The 22,512-nt window shown below is 62.5% G+C and carries 32 protein-coding genes; 11 read left to right on the top strand and 21 right to left on the bottom strand.

Annotated elements, in window-relative coordinates; translation table 11 throughout:
- Nucleotides 1-151: 151 nt before the first annotated feature.
- Nucleotides 152-526 (bottom strand): hypothetical protein, encoded by a 375-nt coding sequence (locus N7607_RS22420; RefSeq protein WP_279869181.1) that lies wholly within the window; start codon nt 524-526, stop codon nt 152-154.
- Nucleotides 527-664: 138 nt separating this feature from the next.
- Nucleotides 665-1,057, bottom strand: a complete 393-nt coding sequence (locus tag N7607_RS22415) for an SMI1/KNR4 family protein (protein ID WP_279869180.1) — start codon at nt 1,055-1,057, stop codon at nt 665-667.
- Nucleotides 1,058-1,572: 515 nt separating this feature from the next.
- Here N7607_RS22415 and N7607_RS22410 point away from each other — a divergent pair.
- The gene (locus N7607_RS22410) at nt 1,573-2,538 is read left to right on the top strand and encodes an integron integrase (protein WP_279869179.1); all 966 of its coding nucleotides are present in this window, start codon (nt 1,573-1,575) and stop codon (nt 2,536-2,538) included.
- Between the two features lie 60 nt (nt 2,539-2,598).
- Here N7607_RS22410 and rimO read toward each other — a convergent pair whose 3' ends face one another.
- Complete coding sequence (rimO, locus tag N7607_RS22405; RefSeq protein ID WP_279869178.1) at nt 2,599-3,933, bottom strand: 30S ribosomal protein S12 methylthiotransferase RimO; 1,335 nt, start codon at nt 3,931-3,933, stop codon at nt 2,599-2,601.
- On the opposite strand from rimO, the gene N7607_RS22400 reads away from it, so the two are divergent.
- Genes N7607_RS22400 through N7607_RS22390 form a run of 3 tightly spaced genes read left to right on the top strand, consistent with a single transcriptional unit; the run spans nt 3,830 to nt 6,521 of the window.
- A complete protein-coding gene (locus N7607_RS22400) occupies nt 3,830-5,569 on the top strand; it encodes a recombinase family protein (protein ID WP_347881179.1) in 1,740 nt (579 codons plus the stop codon). The genes rimO and N7607_RS22400 overlap by 104 nt on opposite strands.
- A complete protein-coding gene (locus tag N7607_RS22395) occupies nt 5,566-6,003 on the top strand; it encodes a hypothetical protein (protein WP_279869176.1) in 438 nt (145 codons plus the stop codon). The genes N7607_RS22400 and N7607_RS22395 overlap by 4 nt, the downstream gene beginning before the upstream one ends.
- Entirely contained in the window at nt 6,000-6,521 is a 522-nt protein-coding gene (locus N7607_RS22390) for a hypothetical protein (RefSeq protein WP_279869175.1), read from the top strand. Before N7607_RS22395 ends, N7607_RS22390 begins: the two co-directional genes overlap by 4 nt.
- Before the next feature lie 30 nt (nt 6,522-6,551).
- On the opposite strand, the gene N7607_RS22385 is transcribed toward N7607_RS22390, so the two are convergent.
- The 18 genes from N7607_RS22385 to N7607_RS22300 form a co-directional block, all read right to left on the bottom strand.
- A complete protein-coding gene (locus N7607_RS22385) occupies nt 6,552-6,821 on the bottom strand; it encodes a hypothetical protein (RefSeq protein ID WP_279869174.1) in 270 nt (89 codons plus the stop codon).
- Entirely contained in the window at nt 6,818-7,285 is a 468-nt protein-coding gene (locus tag N7607_RS22380; protein ID WP_279869173.1) for a hypothetical protein, read from the bottom strand. The genes N7607_RS22385 and N7607_RS22380 overlap by 4 nt, the downstream gene beginning before the upstream one ends.
- Nucleotides 7,282-7,785, bottom strand: coding sequence for a hypothetical protein (locus N7607_RS22375; RefSeq protein ID WP_279869172.1), 504 nt, complete (start codon nt 7,783-7,785; stop codon nt 7,282-7,284). Before N7607_RS22375 ends, N7607_RS22380 begins: the two co-directional genes overlap by 4 nt.
- Entirely contained in the window at nt 7,782-8,594 is an 813-nt protein-coding gene (locus tag N7607_RS22370) for a class I SAM-dependent methyltransferase (RefSeq protein ID WP_279869170.1), read from the bottom strand. The genes N7607_RS22375 and N7607_RS22370 overlap by 4 nt, the downstream gene beginning before the upstream one ends.
- Entirely contained in the window at nt 8,591-10,156 is a 1,566-nt protein-coding gene (locus tag N7607_RS22365) for a DNA cytosine methyltransferase (protein WP_279869168.1), read from the bottom strand. Before N7607_RS22365 ends, N7607_RS22370 begins: the two co-directional genes overlap by 4 nt.
- The gene (locus N7607_RS22360; RefSeq protein ID WP_279869167.1) at nt 10,153-10,665 is read right to left on the bottom strand and encodes a hypothetical protein; all 513 of its coding nucleotides are present in this window, start codon (nt 10,663-10,665) and stop codon (nt 10,153-10,155) included. Before N7607_RS22360 ends, N7607_RS22365 begins: the two co-directional genes overlap by 4 nt.
- Nucleotides 10,662-11,237 (bottom strand): phosphohydrolase, encoded by a 576-nt coding sequence (locus N7607_RS22355; RefSeq protein WP_279869165.1) that lies wholly within the window; start codon nt 11,235-11,237, stop codon nt 10,662-10,664. Before N7607_RS22355 ends, N7607_RS22360 begins: the two co-directional genes overlap by 4 nt.
- Complete coding sequence (locus tag N7607_RS22350; protein ID WP_279869163.1) at nt 11,234-12,271, bottom strand: DHHA1 domain-containing protein; 1,038 nt, start codon at nt 12,269-12,271, stop codon at nt 11,234-11,236. Before N7607_RS22350 ends, N7607_RS22355 begins: the two co-directional genes overlap by 4 nt.
- A complete protein-coding gene (locus N7607_RS22345; RefSeq protein WP_279869162.1) occupies nt 12,268-13,002 on the bottom strand; it encodes a hypothetical protein in 735 nt (244 codons plus the stop codon). Before N7607_RS22345 ends, N7607_RS22350 begins: the two co-directional genes overlap by 4 nt.
- Nucleotides 13,003-13,073: 71 nt before the next feature.
- Nucleotides 13,074-13,895: a DUF2303 family protein gene (locus N7607_RS22340; RefSeq protein ID WP_279869160.1), complete on the bottom strand. Its 822-nt coding sequence runs from the start codon at nt 13,893-13,895 to the stop codon at nt 13,074-13,076.
- A 33-nt stretch (nt 13,896-13,928) separates the two neighbouring features.
- Nucleotides 13,929-14,270 (bottom strand): hypothetical protein, encoded by a 342-nt coding sequence (locus N7607_RS22335; RefSeq protein ID WP_279869158.1) that lies wholly within the window; start codon nt 14,268-14,270, stop codon nt 13,929-13,931.
- Nucleotides 14,271-14,393: 123 nt separating this feature from the next.
- Nucleotides 14,394-14,633, bottom strand: a complete 240-nt coding sequence (locus N7607_RS22330) for a pyocin activator PrtN family protein (protein WP_279869157.1) — start codon at nt 14,631-14,633, stop codon at nt 14,394-14,396.
- Nucleotides 14,630-14,995 carry a hypothetical protein gene (locus N7607_RS22325; protein WP_279869156.1) on the bottom strand — a complete coding sequence of 122 codons (366 nt, stop codon included), beginning with the start codon at nt 14,993-14,995 and terminating at the stop codon, nt 14,630-14,632. The genes N7607_RS22330 and N7607_RS22325 overlap by 4 nt, the downstream gene beginning before the upstream one ends.
- Nucleotides 14,992-15,276: a phage antirepressor KilAC domain-containing protein gene (locus N7607_RS22320; protein WP_279869154.1), complete on the bottom strand. Its 285-nt coding sequence runs from the start codon at nt 15,274-15,276 to the stop codon at nt 14,992-14,994. The genes N7607_RS22325 and N7607_RS22320 overlap by 4 nt, the downstream gene beginning before the upstream one ends.
- A gap of 11 nt (nt 15,277-15,287) precedes the next feature.
- Nucleotides 15,288-15,860 (bottom strand): deoxynucleotide monophosphate kinase, encoded by a 573-nt coding sequence (locus tag N7607_RS22315; RefSeq protein ID WP_279869153.1) that lies wholly within the window; start codon nt 15,858-15,860, stop codon nt 15,288-15,290.
- Complete coding sequence (locus N7607_RS22310) at nt 15,857-16,135, bottom strand: hypothetical protein (RefSeq protein ID WP_279869152.1); 279 nt, start codon at nt 16,133-16,135, stop codon at nt 15,857-15,859. The genes N7607_RS22315 and N7607_RS22310 overlap by 4 nt, the downstream gene beginning before the upstream one ends.
- Complete coding sequence (locus N7607_RS22305) at nt 16,132-16,389, bottom strand: hypothetical protein (RefSeq protein WP_279869151.1); 258 nt, start codon at nt 16,387-16,389, stop codon at nt 16,132-16,134. Before N7607_RS22305 ends, N7607_RS22310 begins: the two co-directional genes overlap by 4 nt.
- Before the next feature lie 129 nt (nt 16,390-16,518).
- Nucleotides 16,519-17,295 (bottom strand): helix-turn-helix transcriptional regulator, encoded by a 777-nt coding sequence (locus tag N7607_RS22300; RefSeq protein WP_279869150.1) that lies wholly within the window; start codon nt 17,293-17,295, stop codon nt 16,519-16,521.
- A gap of 113 nt (nt 17,296-17,408) precedes the next feature.
- Here N7607_RS22300 and N7607_RS22295 point away from each other — a divergent pair, with 113 nt between their 5' ends.
- The 7 genes from N7607_RS22295 (at nt 17,409) to N7607_RS22265 (ending at nt 22,453) form a co-directional block, all read left to right on the top strand.
- Complete coding sequence (locus N7607_RS22295; RefSeq protein ID WP_279869149.1) at nt 17,409-17,612, top strand: hypothetical protein; 204 nt, start codon at nt 17,409-17,411, stop codon at nt 17,610-17,612.
- Between the two features lie 164 nt (nt 17,613-17,776).
- Nucleotides 17,777-18,265: a phage regulatory CII family protein gene (locus tag N7607_RS22290; protein WP_279869147.1), complete on the top strand. Its 489-nt coding sequence runs from the start codon at nt 17,777-17,779 to the stop codon at nt 18,263-18,265.
- Nucleotides 18,258-18,461, top strand: coding sequence for a TraR/DksA C4-type zinc finger protein (locus N7607_RS22285; protein ID WP_279869145.1), 204 nt, complete (start codon nt 18,258-18,260; stop codon nt 18,459-18,461). Before N7607_RS22290 ends, N7607_RS22285 begins: the two co-directional genes overlap by 8 nt.
- Nucleotides 18,458-19,003 carry a hypothetical protein gene (locus N7607_RS22280; protein WP_279869144.1) on the top strand — a complete coding sequence of 182 codons (546 nt, stop codon included), beginning with the start codon at nt 18,458-18,460 and terminating at the stop codon, nt 19,001-19,003. The genes N7607_RS22285 and N7607_RS22280 overlap by 4 nt, the downstream gene beginning before the upstream one ends.
- Nucleotides 19,003-19,236, top strand: coding sequence for a hypothetical protein (locus N7607_RS22275; protein WP_279869143.1), 234 nt, complete (start codon nt 19,003-19,005; stop codon nt 19,234-19,236). Before N7607_RS22280 ends, N7607_RS22275 begins: the two co-directional genes overlap by 1 nt.
- Nucleotides 19,233-19,688, top strand: a complete 456-nt coding sequence (locus tag N7607_RS22270) for a hypothetical protein (RefSeq protein ID WP_279869142.1) — start codon at nt 19,233-19,235, stop codon at nt 19,686-19,688. The genes N7607_RS22275 and N7607_RS22270 overlap by 4 nt, the downstream gene beginning before the upstream one ends.
- Entirely contained in the window at nt 19,685-22,453 is a 2,769-nt protein-coding gene (locus N7607_RS22265; protein ID WP_279869141.1) for a bifunctional DNA primase/polymerase, read from the top strand. The genes N7607_RS22270 and N7607_RS22265 overlap by 4 nt, the downstream gene beginning before the upstream one ends.
- Nucleotides 22,454-22,512: the final 59 nt, after the last annotated feature.

The following is a 22,512-nucleotide window of genomic DNA, read 5'->3' as shown; positions in this document are numbered from 1 at the left end:
CCCGCTGCGCGAACTACAGAATGGCCAGGGCCGAGAGCCCGTGAAAGGCCGGATATACGCATGCAACCGCACCGACGGCAGCGCAGATCAAAAGCTTTGCCCACTACTTGTGGGGAGAGTCCATATACGTATTGTTAGGCGGCACGGCAATTCAGGATACCCATGTTCCGAGTTCTTGGAGAGTAATTGAGCCGAAACCATACCATAGCTCTATGCGAGTTGAGCCTTCGGCCCATTTGGGGCCAACATAATAGGCTGAGTTTATTAATGCAACTCCTGGCAGTATAGGAAGAACTTTGACTGTCCAGTTTGGGCCGGCTGCATATGAAATATTAAATGCGCAGGAATTTCTAAGACCTTTTGCTGTGCATTCAAACTCAAGTTTCTTCTGAAGCTTTTGGGCCTGGTCGTAACCCTCTTGGGCTTTGTAAGCCATTAATTTGGCTTCTTTGCTCCACGCTGCGACTCCTGTAACAGCGTAAAGAACAAGAGTTATAGCGAGGGCTATTTTGGTTCTTGAGCTCATGGGTTGCCTAACGCCCGCGTTAACAGGCGGCTACCAGTGAAGCTGGTAGACGTCCTGTTGAACAACTAGTTAGGCTAGTGACAGGTGCTAAAGCGGTTGATCTACTCATGGCATTCCCATTCCGATTGCCACTTGGGCTCAAGCTGAACGTAGTTTCTTGAAGCTTTCGGCCGCTACTTCAAGCTCGCCGGTTTCATGTGACCATGCGTAGACAGTAGCATCGAAGGCTGCCCCCTTTTTAAGGAAGATAAGTCGGTCGCCAGCGCTGTTGCTCGCTATAGCAAGTGCGTTCTCTGGAAATCCTCGCCAGCCTTGGCATGCCCGCGATTCAGCAAGGATGTGATTCGATGTGCGGGCTAAGCGCTTCCTGTCTGATGTATCGGCGATGGGGTGCAGGGCCCATTCGTCGCCGTTGGCCTCCAATTCACCCCCATTGCTCAATTGCATTGCCGCTTTGTATTCATCCGGCAGCGCTGCGCCAAGTGCGTGTTCTGCGGCGACGACGAATTTTTCAGCTAGATCGAAGGGCATGGTTTCGTAAGCTTGATAGCTAGCAGAAGTGGTGTTTGCGAAAAGCCTAACGCTCACGGTAAGCGGCGCTGGAGTGCGAAGCACGGAAGGCACCCACAAGCGGAGCTTGTGGGCGTCCGCTTGACCAACTGGTTAGGCTGGCCGCAGACACGCCGTGCAGCGAATTGAACAAGCCTGGCAGAACAGTGCGGGCAGATGTTTGGCGATGAACCTGCGAGTGGTGCCCAAGCTCGGTGATGGCGTTACCACTTCCAGAGCGATGGCGTGCGCCAATGGGCGGCCGCGCAGCTTGGCGGTTCGCTGACTGCCGCAGGACAGGCAGCCCAAACATCCCGGATTGATTGGCCTCTCGCATGATTGAATGATTCAGAAGACGTGGCCTAACTACAAATAGACACCAACTGGTGGGTAACCAGTCGGCTGAGATGGTGGATAACCTTCCTTGTCATCTTGCATATCCCTATCTAGTCTGAGGCTCTCAACGGTCAGGACGACCAGACAAGGAGTTATACACCATGGATGGCAAGCCCCGTTTGCTCGATCAGATGCGCGAGCAGATTCGTCTTCGACACTACTCGATTCGCACTGAGCGCGTCTATTGCGAGTGGGTTCGGCGTTTTATCCGTTTTCACAACTATCGACACCCTGCCGATATGGCGGCGGCAGAAGTCGAGGCGTTTCTTTCCGATCTTGCCGTGCGCAGGAATGTCTCGGCCTCGACGCAGAACCAGGCGCTCGCGGCGTTGTTGTTTCTCTATAAGAAGGTTCTGCAGGTGGAGTTGCCTTGGCTCGGGGATGTCGTGCGGGCCAAGAGGCCGGCGCGTCTGCCGGTGGTGTTGAGTGTTGAGGAGGTACAGCACCTGCTGGGGCAGTTGAGTGGCGATATCTGGCTGATGGCCAGTTTGCTGTATGGCGCGGGGATGCGTTTGATGGAGGTGGCGCGGTTGCGCGTCAAGGATGTGGATTTTGCCCGTGGCGAAATCCTGGTGCGTGATGGCAAGGGTATGAAGGACCGGGTCACGGTCTTGCCGCGCCGGCTGGAGGTGCCGCTGAAAAAGCATTTGGCGGTGGTGAGAGCGAAGCACGAGGCGGAGTTGCAGGCGGGGAGAGGGGATGTCTATCTACCCGATGCTCTGGAGCGCAAGTATCCCAAGGCGCCTTGGGAGTGGGCTTGGCAGTATGTATTTCCGGCCGCATCGCTCTCCCGTGATCCGCGTAGCGGCAAGGTGCGCCGCCATCACTTCGATGAAAAGCGTATCCAGCGCGCTTTCAAGTCGGCGCTGAAGGCAGCCGGCATCGACAAGCTGGCCACGCCGCATACATTGCGGCATTCCTTCGCCACGCATCTGCTGGAGAGCGGGCAGGACATCCGGACCGTGCAGGAGTTGCTCGGCCACTCCGATGTGAAGACCACACAGATCTACACTCATGTACTCAATCGCGGCGGCCTGTGTGTGCTCAGTCCGCTGGATCGAGCCTGATTCGCGAGCATGCATAAAAAAGCCCCGCATCGGCGGGGCTTTTTTATTGGTACGTGGCGATCAGACCAGCTCGGCCCAGAGGTCGTACTCGTCGGCATCGACGATGCGCACGCGGACCTTGTCGCCCGGCTGCACGGTGGTGCTGTCGATGAACACGCTGCCATCGATCTCCGGGGCATCGGCCCAGGAACGGGCGACGGCGCCTTCGTGGTCGACTTCGTCGATCAGCACTTCGATCTCGGTGCCGACCTTGCGCTGCAGGCGCGCGGCGCTAATGGCTTGCTGATGGGCCATGAAGCGGTCCCAGCGGTCCTGCTTCACATCGTCCGGCACTGGCTCCAGGCCCAGGTCGTTGGCCGGGGCGCCATCCACCGGGCTGTACTGGAAGCAGCCGACGCGGTCGAGCTGGGCTTCGGTCAGCCAGTCCAGCAGGTACTGGAAGTCTTCCTCGGTCTCGCCGGGGAAGCCGACGATGAAGGTGGAGCGGATGGTCAGTTCCGGGCAGATCTCGCGCCAGGACTTGATGCGGGCCAGGGTCTTGTCTTCGAAGGCGGGGCGCTTCATGGACTTGAGCACTTTCGGGCTGGCGTGCTGGAACGGGATGTCCAGGTACGGCAGTAGCTTGCCGGCAGCCATCAGCGGGATCACGTCGTCCACGTTCGGGTACGGGTAGACGTAGTGCAGGCGCACCCACACGCCCATGCTGGAGAGCGCTTCGCACAGCTCCTTCATACGGGTCTTGACCGGCTGGCCTTCCCAGAAGTCGGTCTTGTACTTGAGGTCGACGCCGTAGGCGCTGGTGTCCTGGCTGATCACCAGCAGCTCTTTGACGCCAGCCTTGACCAAGCGCTGGGCCTCGGACAGCACGTCACCCACCGGACGGCTGACCAGCTTGCCGCGCATGGACGGGATGATGCAGAAGGCGCAGCTGTGGTTGCAGCCCTCGGAAATCTTCAGGTAGGCGTAGTGGCGCGGGGTCAGCTTGATGCCCTGCGGCGGCACCAGGTCGACGTAGGGGTTGTGATCGGCCTTGGGCGGGATCACCTCGTGCACGGCGTTGACCACCTGCTCGTACTGCTGCGGGCCGGTGACGGCCAGCACGCTCGGGTGCACGTCGCGGATGGCGTTCTCGGACACGCCCATGCAGCCGGTGACGATCACCTTGCCGTTCTCGGCGATGGCTTCGCCGATGGTGTCCAGCGACTCGGCCTTGGCGCTGTCGATGAAGCCGCAGGTGTTGACCACCACGACGTCGGCATCCTGGTAGGTCGGGACGATCTCGTACCCTTCCATGCGCAACTGGGTGAGGATGCGTTCGGAGTCGACGGTGGCCTTGGGGCACCCTAAGGAAATAAACCCTACACTAGGCGCTTTCTTTTCTACATTCGTTGTCATGGGCGGATCACGGGTGCCAAAAATAAACGCGAGAGTATACAGCTATCTGCGGTTTTCCGATCCTCGGCAGGCGACGGGGAGCAGTGCCGATCGTCAGCTTCAATACGCCCAGCGCTGGGCGGCTGAGCGGGGGCTGCTGCTCGATGAGAGCTTGTCGCTTCGGGACGAGGGCTTGTCTGCCTACCACCAGTTGCACGTCAAGCAGGGTGCGCTCGGTGCTTTCCTGAAGGCGGTGGATGAGGGGCGGATACCGGAAGGTTCGGTGCTGATCGTTGAGGGGCTCGACCGCTTGAGCCGGGCTGAGCCCATACAAGCCCAGGCGCAGTTGGCGCAGATCATCAATGCAGGAATCACGGTGGTGACCGCCAGCGATGGCCGTGAATACAACCGCGCGGGCTTGAAAGCCCAGCCGATGGACTTGGTGTACTCGCTATTGGTGATGATCCGCGCGCACGAGGAATCGGATACGAAGAGCAAGCGGGTCAAGGCAGCGATCAGGCGGCAGTGCGAAGGCTGGAAGGCTGGCACCTATCGAGGCCTGATCCGAAACGGGAAAGACCCGCAGTGGCTGCGCTGGGACGGCGAAGCGTGGCAACTGATCCCTGAGCGAGTGGAGGCGGTTCGGTATGCGCTGAAGCTGTACAAACAGGGTGAGGGGGCTACCAGGGCTGTACGTAAGATGGCCGAGCAGGGGTACACCCTGAGTGACTGGGGGCTGGCTGGCCAGCAGATCTACCGCCTGATCAAGCTGCCGGCCCTGCGTGGGGCAAAGCGAATCAGTGTCGACGGTGAGGATTATCTGCTGGAGGGTTACTACCCGCGCGTGCTCAGTGATGAGGAGTTTGATGACCTGCAGGCGTCCACCGAAACGCGGCACGGTCGGCGGGGTGCCAGTGACATTGTTGGGATCGTCACCGGCATCGGCATCACCTGGTGCGGATACTGCGGTACTGCGGTGGTCGCTCAGAACCTGGTGAGCCGTGCCAAAGAAGACGGCACCCTTAACGATGGGCATCGTCGGCTGCACTGCACTTCCTACAGTAAGAGCTCTGGCTGCAAGTCGGCCAGCTGCAGTGTGGTTCCGGTGGAGAAGGCGATTCCTTCCTACTGCTCGGATCAGATGAACCTGTCTCGCTTGGCCGAGCCTTCTGACGATGGGCATGGGTTGCGGCAGCGTCTACAAGGGACCCGCCGAAAGTGCGGGGAGGTGGAGCGACAGTTGGCCAGAATCACCGAGGCGCTGCTGGCGGATGATCAGGGCCCGGCACCGTTGGCGTTTGTGCGCAAGGCGCGCGAGCTGGAGGCCGAGCTGCAGCAGCTTCAGGTTGAAGGGGAGCAGCTGGAGCGGCAACAGGCCATCCAGTCAAAGGGGCAGACGCCCGCTGCAGCCGAGCAATGGCAGGCTCTGGCCGCAGGGGCCCAGGACATCTACAGCCCTGCGCGGGAGCAGCTGCGGCAGTTGGTGCTCGATACCTTCAGTAAGGTGGTGGTGTATATGAGGGGATTGGTGCCTAGTGAAAACGGCGGGCACCTTGATATGCTGCTTATATCGCGCTCAGGCCAACGGCGCTGGTTGAGGGTCAATCGGCGCACAGGTGCTTGGGAAAGTAGTGTCGATAGAAGGATGGATGAGTGAGTGACGTACTGAATCCGGTAGCGCCGGCAGCCGTTGCAAAGAAGAGTGGTTGGCTTGCTAGAGCAGACGGGGTAGGCAATTGGCTCGTTAGCGTAGCCTTCAATCTCTGTCTGCCGTTGGCCCCGTTGATTGTTGAGTATGCAATTACTGGTGGCGTGAGTGATTCCAATATGGTTCTCGCCGCCAGCATTTACTCAGTCACGACAGGCGTAGCATCGAGAAGCACGGTGATATTTTCTTTGTCGATTCTGATGTGTTTCTTCTATACGGCCATGTTTGGTTTTCTTATTGATGGTCAGAAAGACGATGTAGGTAATTTCAATGCTCTATGGGCGCTTTGTTTCTTGTTGCTGTCCAATATTGTCTTGAAGTTCAAGCTCCATGTTGTTGACTTGAAGCCGTACACAGATTTCACCTTGAGGGCTCCTCAATGAATGAGCTACTCCCGTTTCTCTCGGCTGTTCCTGTTGTTGGCGGAATCATCGCGCTCCTTTATTCGGTGAAAACTCTCCGCGAGTCTGTGCTAGCTCAGCAACGGATGGTGGCGGCTCTACGCTCAGAGATTGAAGAGCAGGCGAAGATTACTGCGAAAGCAAGTGAGGATCCTGCAGACGTGGTCGATGCGTTGACAGTCTCTTCTTTGACTGAGAACAAAACGACTCAGGTTGAAGTATTGGAAGTGCCAAAGTTCTCTATCCGCAGTGAAGAAGACCGGGTCAAGTCGCCAGCGGTTAATTTGGGAGATAACGACCCCGCGCTTGTCAGGCATCTTTACTGGCAAGTGGTTAAGGGTGGTGCGAAAAATCCAGACGCCAGCAGGATACTGATGGCTGCATTGGGTGACCTTGCTGCCGCGGACAGAAGGGTCATTAAGAGTGCATTGAAGAACAACACCGACCGAGGTCGAGTTCGCTACATACATCGGCTGTTCACGAAGGCTACGGCAGAATAAATAAAAGGCGCCAATATCGGCGCCTTTTGTTTATGCGGCATTCTTGTGCTGGTGAGTTGTAGGTGGCGCTGAATGAACTACTAGGTGCCCCTCGCCCTGCCAGAAATTCTCCTGAGCCTCAATGCACACTCGCCACGCAGCCCAGGCCACGGCCGGGCCGGCTTCGATGATGTTGCCGGCTTCGTCCACGATGGCCATGCGGGCCGGCTTGCCGTCCGCGGTGGTCACGTTGAAGCCGGTGCTGATGGTCGCGCTGATGCGGGAGGCTTGCAGCTGCGGGTTGGGTACGGAGTCCTTCATGCTGCCTCCAGGGCCGACCAGGCGCCGAGTGATTCGAAGATGTCGTAGGCGTGGGCCTCCTCGATGGTGACGTCATAGGGCGTGGCGATCCACGCCATGCCAATCAGGTGGTGCGGTGGGCAGTTCGCGCGGAGCGGTTCGCTGTAGGCTTGGATTACGTCGCCAAGGTGCTTCGCCAGGTAGCCGTTCTGCAGTGCCACTTCGATGCTCTTGAGGTAGCGCTCGCCGCACTGTTTCCGGCAGATGCCGGCGATGTAGATGCTCCACTGGTGGGGGAGATCGCACACGGCATCCACCAAGGCCTTGCGGGCATTGCTGGTGATGAGAGAGCCGTTCTTCCAGTTGATCAGCGTGTGGAGGTTGCTGGCCTCCAGATCGATCACCGCCACGTGATTGCTGCGCAGCATTGCGCGGCTGTAGCGCACCATGCGGGCGTGGGCGCTGTTGGGCTTGCGCTTCTTCATGCCGGCACCTCCTGCGACAGGCTCTTCAGCAGTGTCTGCAGCTGGTTGAGACCCTGTAGTTTCGTGGCGGTGGACTCCTGCTCTTGGGCCACCACCAGAGCGGCCTCCTCGATCTGGCGGGAGAGGTGCAGCAGTTGCCGGCCGGTGGCGGCTGTTTGGTGCGCCAGGTCGGCCAGCAGCTCCACTGGGGACTTGGCCGCCGCTTTGGCGGGTGCGCTGGTGGTGGCGCCCATGTTTGGCTCCTGAGGATTAGTGGTGGGCTCGCGGACTTCGATGCGTTGGAAGTGCCCGCTCGGGCGCTCGCGCACTAGGCCGGCTTCTTTCAATGCCTTGATGCACCCGCGCACTACGTGCAGGTCGGTGCTGCTGCGGGTGCTGGCGGCCAGGGCGTTCTTGATCTGAATTGGCTGCCAAGCCTCTTGGATCGGGGTGGCCTCGTAGACCTTCCGAGCAACCGCGGTGCAGCCCTGAAGGGCGGCCTGTTGTTTGGCTGGGGTCATGCTGCCGTCTCCTGATGCAGGGCGAACTCGCCGGGCTTGATTCGCTGAAAGTGCTGGCCGGCGATCTGCCGAACCTTCTCCCTCCACCATGGGTTCTCGCTGGGGCGGTTCCCCTCAATGCAGGCGTAGAGCTGGGTGAGGGTTGCTCGGCCGCCGCAAGCCTCTAGCGCCAGCCGTACCGCATCGCGCCAGCAGTTGGCGCGTGCTTGGTTGCCGACCATCAGGGCACGGATGTCCTTGTGCATATCAGCTAGGGCGTGTGCCTCGGCATAAAGGAAAAAGCCTGACAGTACAGTGCGGCGCGCCTTGGTGAAGGTGCACCACATCAGTGGCTTGCTCAGGTTCTCGAACAGGTTCTTGGGCAGCAGCTCCTGGGCAATGGAATAGCGGCGGGAGAGCGCCACCACCTTGCTGGCGGTCTGCAGGTAGTAGACCGGCAGGAGGAAACCAACGCGGCCGTCGTATTCCAGCAGCTCGTAGCAGCGGGCCAGGAAACCATCGATCAGATCCGACTGATAGGGCGGGTTGCCGATCACAACCGAAGGGCGACGCGGTAGCTGTGCCTGGAGGAAGTCACCCACGATCACGTCTCGGCCTGAATTGGCCCGGGCAGCCGTAGCCATTTCCGGGTCGATCTCCACCCCGTAGGCGTCAACATCTGGAGGGATCGCCATCAGGAACCGGCCGTCGCCACAAGCGGGCTCGAGCACGGTGTCACCTTGGCGCAGGTCTGAGAAGTGGCGGGCAACCAGCAGTTCGGCAGCCCAGGTGGGGGTGAAGAACTGGCCGAGCTCGGGCTTGAGGTTCATGCCGCCACCTCGCTTTGCTGCTGCTCGACCAAGTTGGCGCGGACCAGCGCCGCGGCCACCGGTGGGCAGACGCTGTTGCCGCACATGCGTACCTGGCTCGACTTGGAGAGCTTCGGGTTGGTCAGGGTGCGGTCGTGGATGTAGTCGGCTGGGAAGCCCTGGGCCGCATAGAGCTCATGCGGTTCCAGCATGCGCATGCCGATATCCACGATCTGGTAGGGTTCGCCCTTGACCATGACCAGCCCGAGGCGGTCCTTGGTGGTGATGGTGTGCAGCGGATCGTCCAGCGACTGGCCGCAGCCGTGCTCGTAATACTTGAGCAGGAAGGCACGCACCTCGCCGAAGTGGCCGCCCGTGGTGAGGGTGTGCATTGGCTCGCGCATATCCTGGCCGTCGCAGTTGTTGCGCAGCTTGAGCAGGTGACTGGTCACCAGGGCGTTGTGGTCGACGGTGGTCACGGTCGGCGCCGGGTCCGTCATTGGGGCGCCTGGGCCTTTGTAGTTGCCGCCGTAGTGCTTGGCGAGGAAGGCCGCTACGAGGCCGATCGGTGCAGCTCCACCAGGGCGCTTGATGTAGCTGTTTGCCGTTACGGTCGGCAGTGGCTCCTCAACGGAGGTGCCGCGGTCGTTGGTGCGGAACTTGGTAATGACTGGGGCGACCACGGCAAAGCGGTTCTCTGTAGTCTGCGTGCGCAGTGGCTGGTCCACCGAAAGGCTGCGCAGGTCCTTCCCGTTCTTCGTGCCGTAGTAGCTGACAATGAACGGTTCGGCCGACTCGATCACATAGCGCTGAATGCCCCGGGCAATGCGGCGCATGGTGGCCTCGGCCAGCGGGCGCTTGCGATTGAAGATCGACGGGCAGGGCAGGGACCAGTCGATGATGTCCGCTGCCAGGTGCTGCGGCTGGGCCTGCTTGGCCTTCACCTCGGCGCTGCTGGCCGCCAGGTGCGACGGGCTCGGCCAGACAATGGGCTGGCCGTCACAGCGTGCGATGAGGAACAGGCGCTTGCGGATGGTGGCTGCGCCGTACTGGTTGGCGCGCAGCTCGCGCCACTCCACCTGGTAGCCGTGGCGGCGCAGCGCGTTGACGAAGCTGTTGAAGGTCCGGCCCTTGTTCTTCGGGCAGGGGCGGCCATCGGCCAGCGGGCCCCAGGTGACGAACTCCTCGACGTTCTCCAGCATGATCACGCGCGGGCGCACGGTGGCGGCGTAGCGGATGGCGACCCAGGCCAGGCCGCGAATCTCCTTCCTCACCGGCTTGCCGCCCTTGGCCTTGCTGAAGTGCTTGCAGTCTGGGCTGAACCAGCAGAGGTCGACGGGTCGGCCTCCGGTGATCTTGCGCGGGTCTACCTCCCACACGCTCTCGCAGTAGTGCTTGGTGTGCGGGTGGTTGATCTCGTGCATGGCGATGGCTTCGGGGTCGTGGTTGATGGCGATATCAACCGGCCGTCCGAGGGCCATTTCGATGCCAGTGGAGGCGCCGCCGCCGCCGGCGAAGTTGTCGATCACCAGGCCGCCGAAGTTGAAGCTGGGCTGCGGGTGGATGCGGTAAAGGCTGCTCATGCGTCCCCCTCGCTCGGCTGCTGAGCAGCCAGGGCAGCGTCGACAGCCGCGTCCAGATCCTCGCCATTGAGCACCAGGTTGTCCGGGGTGAGGCCCGCGAACACACCCCCGCAGGTGATGGTGTCCAGATCGCGGGCGCGCAGCCAGAGGTAGCGGTTGGCGTTCTTCGCGCATTCAGCGAAGCGCGGGTGCAGGTCGATGCAGTCCGAGTCCGGGTCGATGATCTCGTTCTTCTCGTACATGATCACGTGGCACATGCCGCTGATCACCCGGCCATAGAAGGCTGGGGCTGTGCGCAGCAGGCGTGCCAGGTTGTTGTAGAGGGTCTGCAGGTGCAGGGTGTTGTCGCAGTCGAACTCTTCCTCGCCGTCCTGCAGCAGTTCGCTGAGACTGTTACCGGCGTCCGGGTTGGACCATGGCCCGCCGAAGCGGGCGTCGATCAGTTGCAGGATATTCAGCAGCTCCTCGGCGGCCTCGATGTCCTGGGCCGATGGTTTCGCCATTTTCATGCCAAAGCCCTCCCGCGATGCGTGGTGGCCAGCAGTTGGAGCAGGCGCTGGTGGTAGTGGATGGCTGCGTAGCTGGGCTGCCACGGGTCGATGAAACCGGCGTGAGGCTGGATGCTATCGAGGCAGGGCCAGGGCTCCGGGTGCTCGGGCATCAGGTCGCGCTTCTCGGTGGCCAGCGCCACCAGGTCGGCATGCTTCACGCAGGCCGGCAGGTGCGGGTCGAGGTCGAAGCGGTGGCAGATGGCAATCCAGACCCTGCGCTCGGTTAGGTCGTAGAGGCACTCCGTCCCCATACCGTTGGCGAAGTCGCGCATGCCTTCCTTGAGAGGGCGTACTAGGTCGCCCACGTAGGCCTCGGTGGCGTCATGCAGCAGGGCGGCTAGTTGGTGCTCCGCTGGTACCAGATCAGCCACCAGGTAGCAGTGCTGGGCCACGCTGTAGAAGCGATTGGTGTGCCCGTTGAAGCGGCACTGCATGCTCAGGCTGTGCGCGATGTCGGCTGGGTCGACCATGGATGCGGTCGGGTTGGCGAGGTCGAACTTCAGGCCGCTACGGGTGAGAATCCAGCTCATACCTCACCCCCATCTAGGTTCTCGCCCAGCAGTTCGCCGGCAGCCTGCAGCGCCCGTCCGGCGCGCGATGCGGACACTTCGCCCTGAGTGAGGGCCAGGCGCAGGCACTCGGTGACTTCTGCCAGGGCTGCGCGCAGATCGGGGGATTCCATGGTGGATTCGAGCTGAGCAGGAATATGGCCGGTTACCAGCTCGTGATCGCCCGGCACCTTGAAGCCGGCCGCGTTGCGGTGGCCACCGCCGCCGTACTGCTTGGCGATTTCGCCCACGTCCAGCCCCTCATCGGTGCTGCGCAATGAGAATTGGCGGGCTTCGGCGGTGTCCCAGTAGATGGCTGCGAACGGTTGGCCTTGGCTCAACATATGGCCGGCATCGCTGGCCATGGTGTGTGGCAGGTTGATGGCGGGGACGGATACGCCGCCAATCACCATTAAGCGGCTGTTGCTGCCAACAAGATCGGCAATGTCCTTCTGCTGCTTGCGATCAATCGCCAGGCCATCCAGCCACAGCCGGTCGATATCGTCGAACATCAGGCGATCCCAGGTTGCAAAGTCCTGGGGGTAACTGAATACGGCCGCCATTACTTCTCTGGTGCCTTCCATCTTGAACTGCCAGAGGTCGCGGTCTTCGATGTGGTTGATCAGGGCAGGGCGCGGAGTGGCTGGGAAGAAGAAGTCCCAGGTCATGCCTGCGCCGCTGCGTTTCATATCAAAGTGCGCGGCAAGCTGGTCGTGAGATTCCATCCAGAGCAAGAAACTACTCGGGGCCTTAGGCAGTTGCGCGAGTGCCTCGGCCGCTGTTTTGTGGTGGTCAATCACGAGGATGGACGTACCGATCTCGACCATCTGCTGCAGGGTTTCGAGCGGGTACGAAAAATCCACAATGATCACGGAACGGCCTGCAACGTCCGGTGCTGGTTTGCCGTAGGCGGCAGGGTAGAACTCGACGTTCTTGTCGCCGAGGGCGTGGCGTACAACCCAGGCCGCCCCGAACCCATCGGCGCAGTTGCCGTGATAGATGCAAAGGGTTTTCATGCTGCGGCCTCCATCTGGGCTTTCACGGCGGGCAGACTCATGGCTTGCTCGAAGCTGAGAAGGCGGCGCGAGAACGGCTCGAAGGGGCCGGTGGAGTTGGTCAGCACCAGGGTCTTGGTGGTGGGTGCCTGCATGCCGGGCTGCCAGTCGTCGAGGATGTCAGTCAGGCCGAGAGCGTTGGCGATTGCGCGGGCGTTTTTGGTTTTGCCGCAGCCTTCCGGGCCGTAGACCAGCCAGCTCTTGCCGTTGGGCTGTGCTTGCTCGGCCAGTTCCAGTGCGTTGCTGCTGCCGTGGGCTTCTTTCAGGCGGGTGATCAGCTGCTCCAGGCGGCCGTGTACGGTGGCGGCGAAGCGGGTCTGGTCGAGCAGCTTGAAGTTGCTGTAGGTCTCAGCGGCCAGGGCCAGCTGCTTGTTGGCGACCTGCAGGGTGGTGATGTCCTCTGCCGACAGCGCCCGGGCGGCATAGATGGCAATGCGGGCGTCGCAGTCCTGCATGATCGCGTCGACCTGCTGGCTCTGCTCGGCACGGTTGGTGGCCAGCTGGTTCTGCAGGCGCAGAATCTCGGCGGCCTGGTACTGGGCCAGGTCGGCGTTGCTGCTTTCGGCATCGTCATAGCCGAGGTTGTAGCCGGTGGCGCGGGCGCGTTCGGCGCTGCGGCGGGAGTAAACGGCCAGGCCAATCAGGGAGAGTACCAGGCCGGCGACGATCAGGGTGAGCGTAGTGGTTTGCATGTGCTGTGTCCTCGTAGAGCCCGCCGCCGGGAATGGTTGTGAGAGTCCGGCGGCGGGGTGTTGCAACGGGTTTAGAGAGTGGCTTCGTACATCGGCACTTCGCCGATGCCTTCGCTGATGCTTTGGCGGACGGCGCCGTAGGCTTCTTCCAGCACCTTGTCCGGGCGTACCAGCTCGTACCAGATGACCAGGCGGCCCTCGGTAATGCGGTAGCGGAAGCGAGCGGATACCAGGAAGGCATCGCCGCCCAGGAAGGGCTTCACGCCGATGTAGAACTGCTCAGGGATGCGCAGCTGGCCAGTCTCACCGGCGCGGCCGTCGATCTCCTCGTTGTAGGTCAGCTGCACCTGGCCATTGTCGAGGCGGGTGCCCTGGCGGAAGGTGATGTTCTTCTGCGCCTGCAGGGTGCGGCTGATCTCCAGCATATCCGCGGCGGTCGGTGCGTCCGGCGCCTGATCGGGGCTGACCAGATCCTTGACGTTGTCTTCGATGAACTCGGCGAAGTCGGCCTGGCTCAGGCGCTTGCGGTCGAAGGCTTTCCAGTTGCCCCACTCGACGGTGAGCGGGCAGGCATAGGACGCAGTGTGCGAGCCCCAGGCCGGCTGGTCGGGCTGGTGGTAGTCGAAAACGGCGCGGAAGGTGCGGCCTTCCGGCCCGTTGCAGAACACCACGGTGGCGGCGTTGGCGAAGCGCTTCACGTACTCGATGAAGGTGTTCGCATCCAGCACGGTGAGGTGCTGCTTGGTGCGGGTGGGGGCCGGCAGGTGCTCTTCGAGCACTTTCAGCGTGGTATCGACCGGGACCAGCGCGAGCGGGGCCTTGATCTGTTCCACGTTGAACGGGCGGCCCAGGCCCTGGGCGAGGGCGACCAGCTTGTCGATAGCTTCTTTCATTGCTGTGCTCCTGTGAGCGGTTGTGAGAGGTGGTTACTCGCTGACTTGGCGCAGCTGCTCGGGGGCCTCTTCGCCGCCAACAGGGCGCAAGTCCATCTGCTGCTGGCGAGGATCGCGGCGGCTGAGGTTGCCTTCGGGGGTGAGGAAGAACAGCGAGCTACCGCGCGGCAGCTTCGGTTCCTTGGCCTTAACCTCGGCCTTGACGGTGATCTGGCCGGCGCCCTCGGGCTTGTAGTTGAGGGTGATGGTCAGCGCGCCTGCCTTGTTGGTAAGGCGAATTAGGTCGATGAGGTTGTGCTGCGCGTCGGTCAGCTCGTCCAGCAGGCCACCCATCTCGATCTCGCGGAGGGTGTCCATGAAAGGGCGTTTGCTCATGTGCTGTGTCTCGTAATCAGTGAGAGTCTGGTGAAGCGCCCCGCGGGCGCTTCCATGTGGGTGAGGTGATGCGGTTCCGTTACATGGCTGCCAATCCTCCGTGTGGTGTGGGTGCCCAGGCGGCTAGGCCGCGGTCTGCGCCTGGGTGTCGAGGTAGGTGGCGAGGTCGGCCATGCGTACCCGCAGCGGCGCCACGCGGGAGGGGTACGCCTTGAAGGTGGCCAGCTTGATCTCGCCCTTGTTGATGAGGGCGCGCAGGCTCTTGTCCGTCTTGAGGTGGGGGAAGTAGGCCTGCCGCACTTCGGTCAGGCTGAGACTGGTGGCCTTCCAACGGGCCTGCAGCAATTCCTGGGTGTTGCTCACGCTGCTGCCTCCCCGCGCCCCGCTGGTAGCCGGAGCCGCAACAGCGCGACGAGACTGTCGACAGTCTTGCCGCGTGCGTGGCTGGCGATGTTGCCGGCTTCGTCGGTGATCACGGCGCCGAGTGGGCGCACGGGGTCGTTGGTGAGGGTGACGAAGGGCAGCCAGCCGCGGGGGATGATGGCGCCCAGGGCGGTGTACAGCTCGGCCAACTGAATGGCGGCGGCCGGGATGCCTTCCAGGCGCTGGATGCACTCGGCGGCGGCTGCGCGCACGGTGGTCGCTTCCACGGCGGTGGGGTTGTTGAAGTGCATGTCGGTCAGCTTCAGCACGCCGACCGCGTCGGTGATGGGGTTGCTGTTCATGCTGCGGTGTCCTTCTGTGGTACTTCCGTGATGGCAATGCCCATCTGCTTGGCCAGCCAGTCGATGCCGTGCTCGGTGACCTTCAGCACCGCGTAGTGCTTGCGGTAGCCGAGGTGCTTGGGCTGGGTAACGCGGGCGTCCATGAACAGGTTGCCGCCGCCGATGTGCTTGGCCGCCAGGCTGCCGTCCCGGTTCAGGTGGCCCTTATCGCGCAGGAAGGCGCGCAGTGTGTTCTCGGTGATGCCCAGCACCTGGGCGGCCTCTTTCACAGTGCGGTGCATGGCGGTGGCCCTCAGGCGACGTTGATGGCGCGCAGGCGCAGCGTGGTGATGACGTGGTCGAGCTGGGCGTGCAGGTAGTCCAAGTCCGCGTCGTTCTCCACCGCCATGTCCTGGGCGTGCAGAGCGATGCCGGACTCGCTGGCGTGCGGGTTGACCGCCTGTGCATCCGGCCTGCGGATGTGCAGCACCAGGCCGCCGCGCTGGCGGATCCACGCGGCCTCGTTCTCGAAGCGCACGTCGCTGATCACGAAGCCCGCGTGCCAGTCCTGGTGCTCGCTTGCCAGGTTGGCGAGGTTCTCGGCGGCCAGGCGCAGCCAGAGCTCCGGGTGCACCAGGCTGCGGCCCCATTCGGTACCGAGCGTCTGCAGCAGCTCACGGGGAGACTTGCCCAGCCAGGCCAGGGGCTGCTCCTTGAGGGCGCCGTCGAGCTGCTCGGCGGTGAGGTTAAACATCACCTGCAGAGCGGCCTTGAGCGGCAAGGCGAAGGCATAGGCCAGCAGTTGGTACTGCGCAGCCAGGTAGCGGGCGGCGGTGTCTTTGCCCACACGGGCGGGGCCTGCGAGGCCGATAAGGATCTGGCTCATGCTGCTGCCCCCGGAATTGCGGCCTGGCGTCCTGCACGGCCGATGGCCGTCAGCTCGGCAGCGCGCTGCTCACTGGCGTTGAGGGCTAGGTCATGCAGGCGGTCACTAGCGTCGATGCTGATGGCGTCGAGCGTAACGGCTGCCCCGATCAGGCCCAGCGCGATGTAGAACTCGGCGTTCACGTCATCGTTGCTGCGGCCGGCGCGCACCCGCTTCAGGGTGCTGAGCAGGCGGTCACGCAGGGCAGAAAGGCAGATAGCTTGGCGAGTGCTCATGCTGCGTCACCTCCGAACGGGCCGGTGAGTTCATCGACGATGAAGTAGCGGCGGCAATCGAGGTCGGCCGAAAGGTATTCCTGGCGGCCGGAGACGAAGAAGAAGGTAGCTCCGGGCTTTTGGAGCTGGGGCTTGCCGCCGTTGATCACTACCAGCCGGCCGGTGGCCTGCTGGACGGCGCGAACGGCGTCTGGGTTGTTGGTGCAGGCCGGGTGCAGGAGCACCTGGCAGCGGGCGTGCTGTGTCGTTTGCATATTGCGTACTCCAGGGGTGAGAGAGTGGGTACGCCATAGAAATTAGCTTTACTAATTTATCAAGTCAACAGTAACGCTTATAAAATTTACTCCGGGCACAAAAAAGCCGCCTGGTGGCGGCTTGCGGGGTTACAGGAGTACCGAGTACCAGAACACTTTGCCGATGATTCTGATGTGCTCGTTGACGTAGTCGCCCTCGTAGCGCTCGTCCGGGTGTTCATCGGCGTTATAGCTGCGAACACGCAGCCCGCCACCGGGGAGCTTATAGAGCAGCTTTACGCGCAGCTGGCCGCTGTGGTCGATGGCGTACATCTTGCCGTCCTGCACCTGGGTGGCGCCGGTGTCGATGCCGGCCGTGCTTCCGTCAGGTAGCACCGGCTCCATGCTGTTGCCTGTAACAGGCACGCAGGCTGCGGCCTCAGGTGATACGCCTTTGCGCTGCAGGGTGCGGCGGCCAAAGCGGAGTTTCCGTCCTCCGGTTTCCAGCATTACTTCTGATCCCTTGCCAGCTGATAGTTCGACTTCCTGGTAGAAGGGCAGCTCGACCTCGTCGGGCCCAAGCGGTGTTTCATCATCCCAGACCTCAACAGGGTATAGGCCGGGGTGCTCACCCACGGCGCTGCTGTTGGTCTCTGTTGATGTGGGCCGCTCAGTGCGGATCAGCCCGGCGAGGCGGGGGCTCACATCAATGGGCTCAAACTTCAAGGCGGTGGCCAGTTTGAGCAGCGCGGGGAGATTCAGGGGAATCTTCCCGGTCATGTATTGGCTCACCGCACTTTGTCCGGACCAGCCGCAAAGCTCGGCTATTCGCTCTTGTGTAAGGCTGCGGTCAGCTTGCTTGCGGGCCTTATAGATAGCCTGCAGGCGAGCGGCCTCTGCCTTCTGTATGTCTTGGGATATGTCCATTCATCCAATCTATAAGCGGCGCTTATTTTTCACAAACAGCAGGACTGTTATTTAGGTTGCGCAGAAAAAGAAGTGATACTAATATCCCCGCATCACCCATCGAGGACATCGTGATGGACGAGTTCACCGGCTTGCCCCTGGCCGACTTTGCGAAGGGGAAGAACCAGCCCGAGCTGGCCGGAATCTTCGGGGTCACCCAGAGCGCGGTGTCTCAGATGATGAAGTCCGGGCGCGACATTCGGGTGCGGCAACTGCCTGAGGGCGGTTATCAGGCATACGAAATTCGCGTTGTTGGGAGCCGCCGGAAGGCGGCGTGAATTGCCGGCGCGGGAGACTCTCACCTCCCGCGCCGGCGGGGTGCCGGGCAAGGACTCTCACCTCCTTGTTCCGGCTTATGACGACACAGCACTGCATCGGTCATGGCTATAGAGTAGGGCGTGCCCTGCGCTGTGGCTAGGCCGTAAAGGAGTCATTTACGGTTATGAGTCGCACAGACCTTTTGCCGGACGCTGGTCCGGTTCTCTCACTCCGCCAGGCGCTGTATCGCGCCGGGCGCGACTACAAGGGGGGCATCACGTCCCTCGCGCATGACTTGGGTATGGATCTGGATACCCTGCAGAAGAAACTCAAGCTGGACGAGGAGCGCCGCTGGCCGACCCCGGACGAACTTGAAGAGATCATCACCTTCACCCAGGACAGCCGCTTGCTGGATGCGCTACTGCGACCGGCCTGCGCGGTGTGGTATCGCCCGTTGCCAGTGCCGGCTACCAAAGACGCGCTCAAGGCGGTGGGTGAGCTGCTGCAGAAGGAAGGCCAGTTTGTTGGCAGCCTGCACCAGGGCGCCGCAGACAACGTGTGGCAGCAGCACGAAGTGGCGCTGCTCGAGCACCACGGCAATGAGGTGATCCGCGCGGTGCTCGGCATCATGGCTGGCGCCCGCGCCGCGATGGAGGGGCGCCACGATGGATGAGGCTCAGTTCGAACAGGCGCAGCGCCTGCAGGACGAGCGCCTGCAGCAAGCCATCGACAGCCGCGTGCAGTACCAGGGCGAGAGCGCTGAAGACTGCGATGAATGCGGCACCGATACCCCCGAAGCCCGGCGCCTTGCAGTGCCGGGTTGCCGCTTCTGCGTGGAATGCCAGGGGCTGCGGGAGGTAAGGCGATGAGTACAGTCGACAAGATTGTCCAGTTCCTGACTGCAGCGCCGCCGCCAGCCGGGGAAGTTGTCACCTTGCCGCGTGAAGTTGCCGAGCGGCTCGCCGGCACTGCCGAGGTGCACCACGGGGCATTCGCAGATGTGCAGGCCATTCGTGATGCCCTGGCTGAGCCGAAGGCCGAGTTGTGGGCCGTGCACAGCGTTGGCCCGGGAGAGGTTTGGCCTGCGCTCACGCGCGAGCGCGCTGAGCAGGAAGCCAAAGATCTGCGCGACTCGGTGAAGGCCGGTGTGGGGATTGAGGTGCAGGTGGATGTGATCCCCTCGCCCTGGACTCCTCAGGAGCACTTCGAGCTGCTGGCAGAAGAGACCACAGAGCACCGCGATGACTGCCTCGACGCTTATCGAGAGAAGGAGGCAGCGTTCAAGGCTGCCTGCGCTGACCTGGCGGCGATCCAGGCCCTGCTTGGCTTGGCAGGCGCCTATGCGGGTGTAGACCCATTGCTGCGGGCGATTACCGAGCTTGGGTTGAAGGCTCGCGGGGAGGCTGAGTGATGGCGGACCAATACATTTATGACGTGGACGAGCTGAGCCGCGATAACGATGGCTCGATCATCTGCCGCTGCCCGCACTGCCAGAACATCACCGGCCTGGAAGGGCAGGAGTTCGAAGACGTGCGCGGCGAGCAGTACACCTGCCGCTGTGGTGGCATGTTCCAGATCGCCAGCGGCGCGCGGCGCGTGCGCGATCCTGAGAACCTCAGGCTGAACAAGGGGATTCCGGAATGAGCATCGTCGAGATCCACGGCGGTGGTGACCGCCGCAGCATGATCAAGCGTTACGAGCGCAAGTCGAAGCATGATGCCATCCGCGAGCTGATCGACCTGGTGCACTGCTGCTGGAACCGCATCGACCAGCTGGAAGGCCAGTTGCCGGGCGCTTCCGATCTGGCGGACTGCACTGGCCGTAGCCCGAAGGACTATGCCATCGAGCATGCCGAGTACATGGCGAAGTGCACCGAGCGGCTGTCTGCGGACTTCGACGCATACGGGATGGCCATCGCCGAGGCTGAGCTGGGTGATGACAATGATGAAGGGTTGCAGGAGGCGGTAGACGACGCGCGCTCTGACCTGCAGGAGACCCTGGTTGACCTGCGGGGCTATGTCTACGAGTTCCGCAAGCGTAGCGCCCGAGCTATTGCTGCCGCCCAGCAGGGCAAGGAGCAGGGGGCTGGCGAATGACGCAGGCAGGAAGCCCCACTCCGATTGCCGCCTGGGCGCGGCGCTATATCGAAACCTTCAACCTGGCCCTGGTGCCCATCGACCCCGGGCAGAAGGCGCCGAAAGGCAGTGGCTGGAACAAGCCGGGCGGGTACATCACCGATGCTGACCAGGCCGAGGCGTTCTGGACGAAGCACCCGAAGCACAATATGGGCGTGGTACTCGGCCCGAGCGGCGTGTGCTCGCTGGACGTGGACCATGTGGAGTACTGCCGCGATGTGCTACGGGATGTGCTGGGTATCGACCTCGACGCGCTGGCTGTTGCCTATCCAACCCTGGTGGGCAACCCGGCGCGCTTCCGCATTCTGTTCAAGGTGCCTGCGGGTCTGGAGTTCAACCGCCACTCGCTGAGCTGGCCCAACCCGCTGGACCCGGACGGCAGCAAGCACAAGCTGGCCACGGCGGCGCTGAAGCAGGCGCGCGAAAGGGGCGACAAGGCGCAGATCGAGGCCATGCAGGCGCGGCAGAAGGAGTTCTCGCCGGTGACGGTGTTCGAGCTGCGGGCCGGGGCAGTGCAGGACGTGCTGCCGCCTTCGATCCACCCGGACACGGGCGCGCCTTACTTCTGGCGCAACCCTCCGGCCGATGGCCTGCTGGAGTTGCCGAGCGACCTGGTGAAGACCTGGCAGAACTGGGACATTTTCAAGCGCACGGCGCTGGAGGCCTGCCCCTGGGCGCCGGCTGCGACCAAGCCGCCGGCCAAGGTGAAGAAGAGTTCCCCGCCGCGGCTGCCTGCTGGTGACCACCCCTCGGTAATCGACAGCTTCAACCGGGCCACGGATATCGAGAGCCTGCTGCAGCGCCACGGTTACATCAAGCGCGGGCGGAAGTGGCTCGCGCCGCAGAGTTCCACCGGCTTGCCCGGGGTGAATGTGGTTGATGAGCAGGGCGAGCAGCGCCTGTACTCGCACCATGGATCCGACCCGCTGGCGAACGGGCACATGAACGATGCGTTCGATGTGTTCTGCATCCTCGAGCACAACGGTGATGCCTCGGCAGCGACCAAGGCGGCAGCACGGGAGCTGGGAATGGGGCACAAGCGCTCTGCACCACGGCCGCCGGAGCCGCCGGCTATCGGTGAGCCTGTGTCTCTGGAAGAGTTGGACGAGCTGAACACCCAGGCTGGCGAACTTCCCCCGGCCCCAACCGATGAGACGGGGGCCGCAGGCGAGGCCGGCTCCTCCGACAACCGGGGGGGCGGGGGCGGGTTCAGCCTGAAGGCCTTGCTGCGCCGCTACGCGCTGGTGGAAGGCACCACGCATGTGTGGGATATCGACGCGGCGAAGAAGATCAAGAAATCCGGCTTCGTGGCGCACATCGGCAAGGATGCGTTCAAGGAGTGGGAGGCCGTCACTGACCCGAAGCAGAAGAAGCGGGTGAGTGAGGAGTGGGTGCGCGATATCGAGCGGACGCAGGCGCTGGCCGGCAAGACGCTGGGCGACTTCAGCATGCCGATGCTGACCCGCTATGTGTACATCGACGGCACCAAGGATGTGTGGGACTACGCGAAGAAGCGGCGCATTGCCGAGGGCGCGGTGAAGATGGCACTGGGCGATGCGTACAGCCTGTGGCTGAACAGCCCGGAGCGGCGCGTGGTGGACATGAACCACATTGTGTTCGACCCGTGCATGAAGCATGACCCGCAGGTGTACATCAACACGTTCGAGGGGCTGCCGCTGCAGCCGAAGCGTGATGACGCTGCGTGCGAGAACCTGCGCTGGTTGATCCACTTCCTGTGCAACCACGCCGAGGATTCGGCTCGCTGGCTGACCCGCTGGCTGGCGTACCCGCTGCAGCACTCCGGGGCGAAGATGGACACGGCGGTGCTGATGCACTCGACGATGGAAGGCTCGGGCAAGAGCCTGCTGTTCTCGGTGGTAATGGGGCAGCTGTATGGCCAGTACTCGGCCACGGTGGGGCAGACGCAGCTGGAGGGGAACTTCAACGCCTGGCAGAGCGGCAAGCTGTGGGCGGTGTTCGAGGAAGTTGTCTCGCGCGATCAGCGTTACAACCAGGTGGGCAAGATCAAGCAGCTGATCACCGGGCAGACGGTGCGCATCGAGAGCAAGTTCGTGAACGGTTGGGAAGAAGCCAGCCACATGAATGCGGTGTTCCTGTCGAACGAGATCATGCCGTGGCCTATCGGGGAGGCCGACCGGCGCTTCCTGGTGATGTGGCCCGAGGAAAAGCTGCCGGCAGAGCGTCAGGTGGCGATCAAGCATGAGCTGGAGAACGGTGGGGTTGAGGCACTGTTCGCCTGGCTGCTGGCCCAGGACTTGGGCGACTTCGACCCGCAGACCAAGCCACCGAGCACCCCGGCCCGTGAGCGCCTGGTGGCGTTGAGCCGGGCGAGCTGGCAGACGTTCGTGAACCTCTGGCGGCATGGGCAGCTGGGTGATGGCTTGTGGGGGGCGTGCTTGAGCTCCGACCTGTATTCGCTATTCCTCGAGTGGTGCCACCGGAACAAGGAGCACTCGCTGAGCCAGACGAAGTTCAGCCTGTTCATCGAGACGGTTGGGGTGGAGAAGACGCGGGCGATCCCCTGGACGGAGCGCAGCAACCGGCGATTCAGCGCGTGGTTCTTCCCCAAGGACGAGCAGTCCTTCCTGCCACCTTCCACGATGAGCGCCGCGCTTGGTGCGCACGTTGAGGAGTGGCGGCAGCGGGCGAAGTACGCGGGCTGGAACGTGGCGGCCTGGGACCACGTGAAGGGGGATGCGGCATGAGTGCGCCTGCAAGTGTGTTGGGTGTGTTGGGTGTGTGTTGGGTTGCTTTGCCAACCTTA

Origin of the sequence: Pseudomonas sp. GD04019, assembly GCF_029837695.1 — a bacterium.
GTDB lineage: Bacteria > Pseudomonadota > Gammaproteobacteria > Pseudomonadales > Pseudomonadaceae > Aquipseudomonas.
The sequence above is the reverse complement of the archived record's forward strand: the minus strand, read 5'-3'. Positions and strand labels throughout refer to the sequence as shown.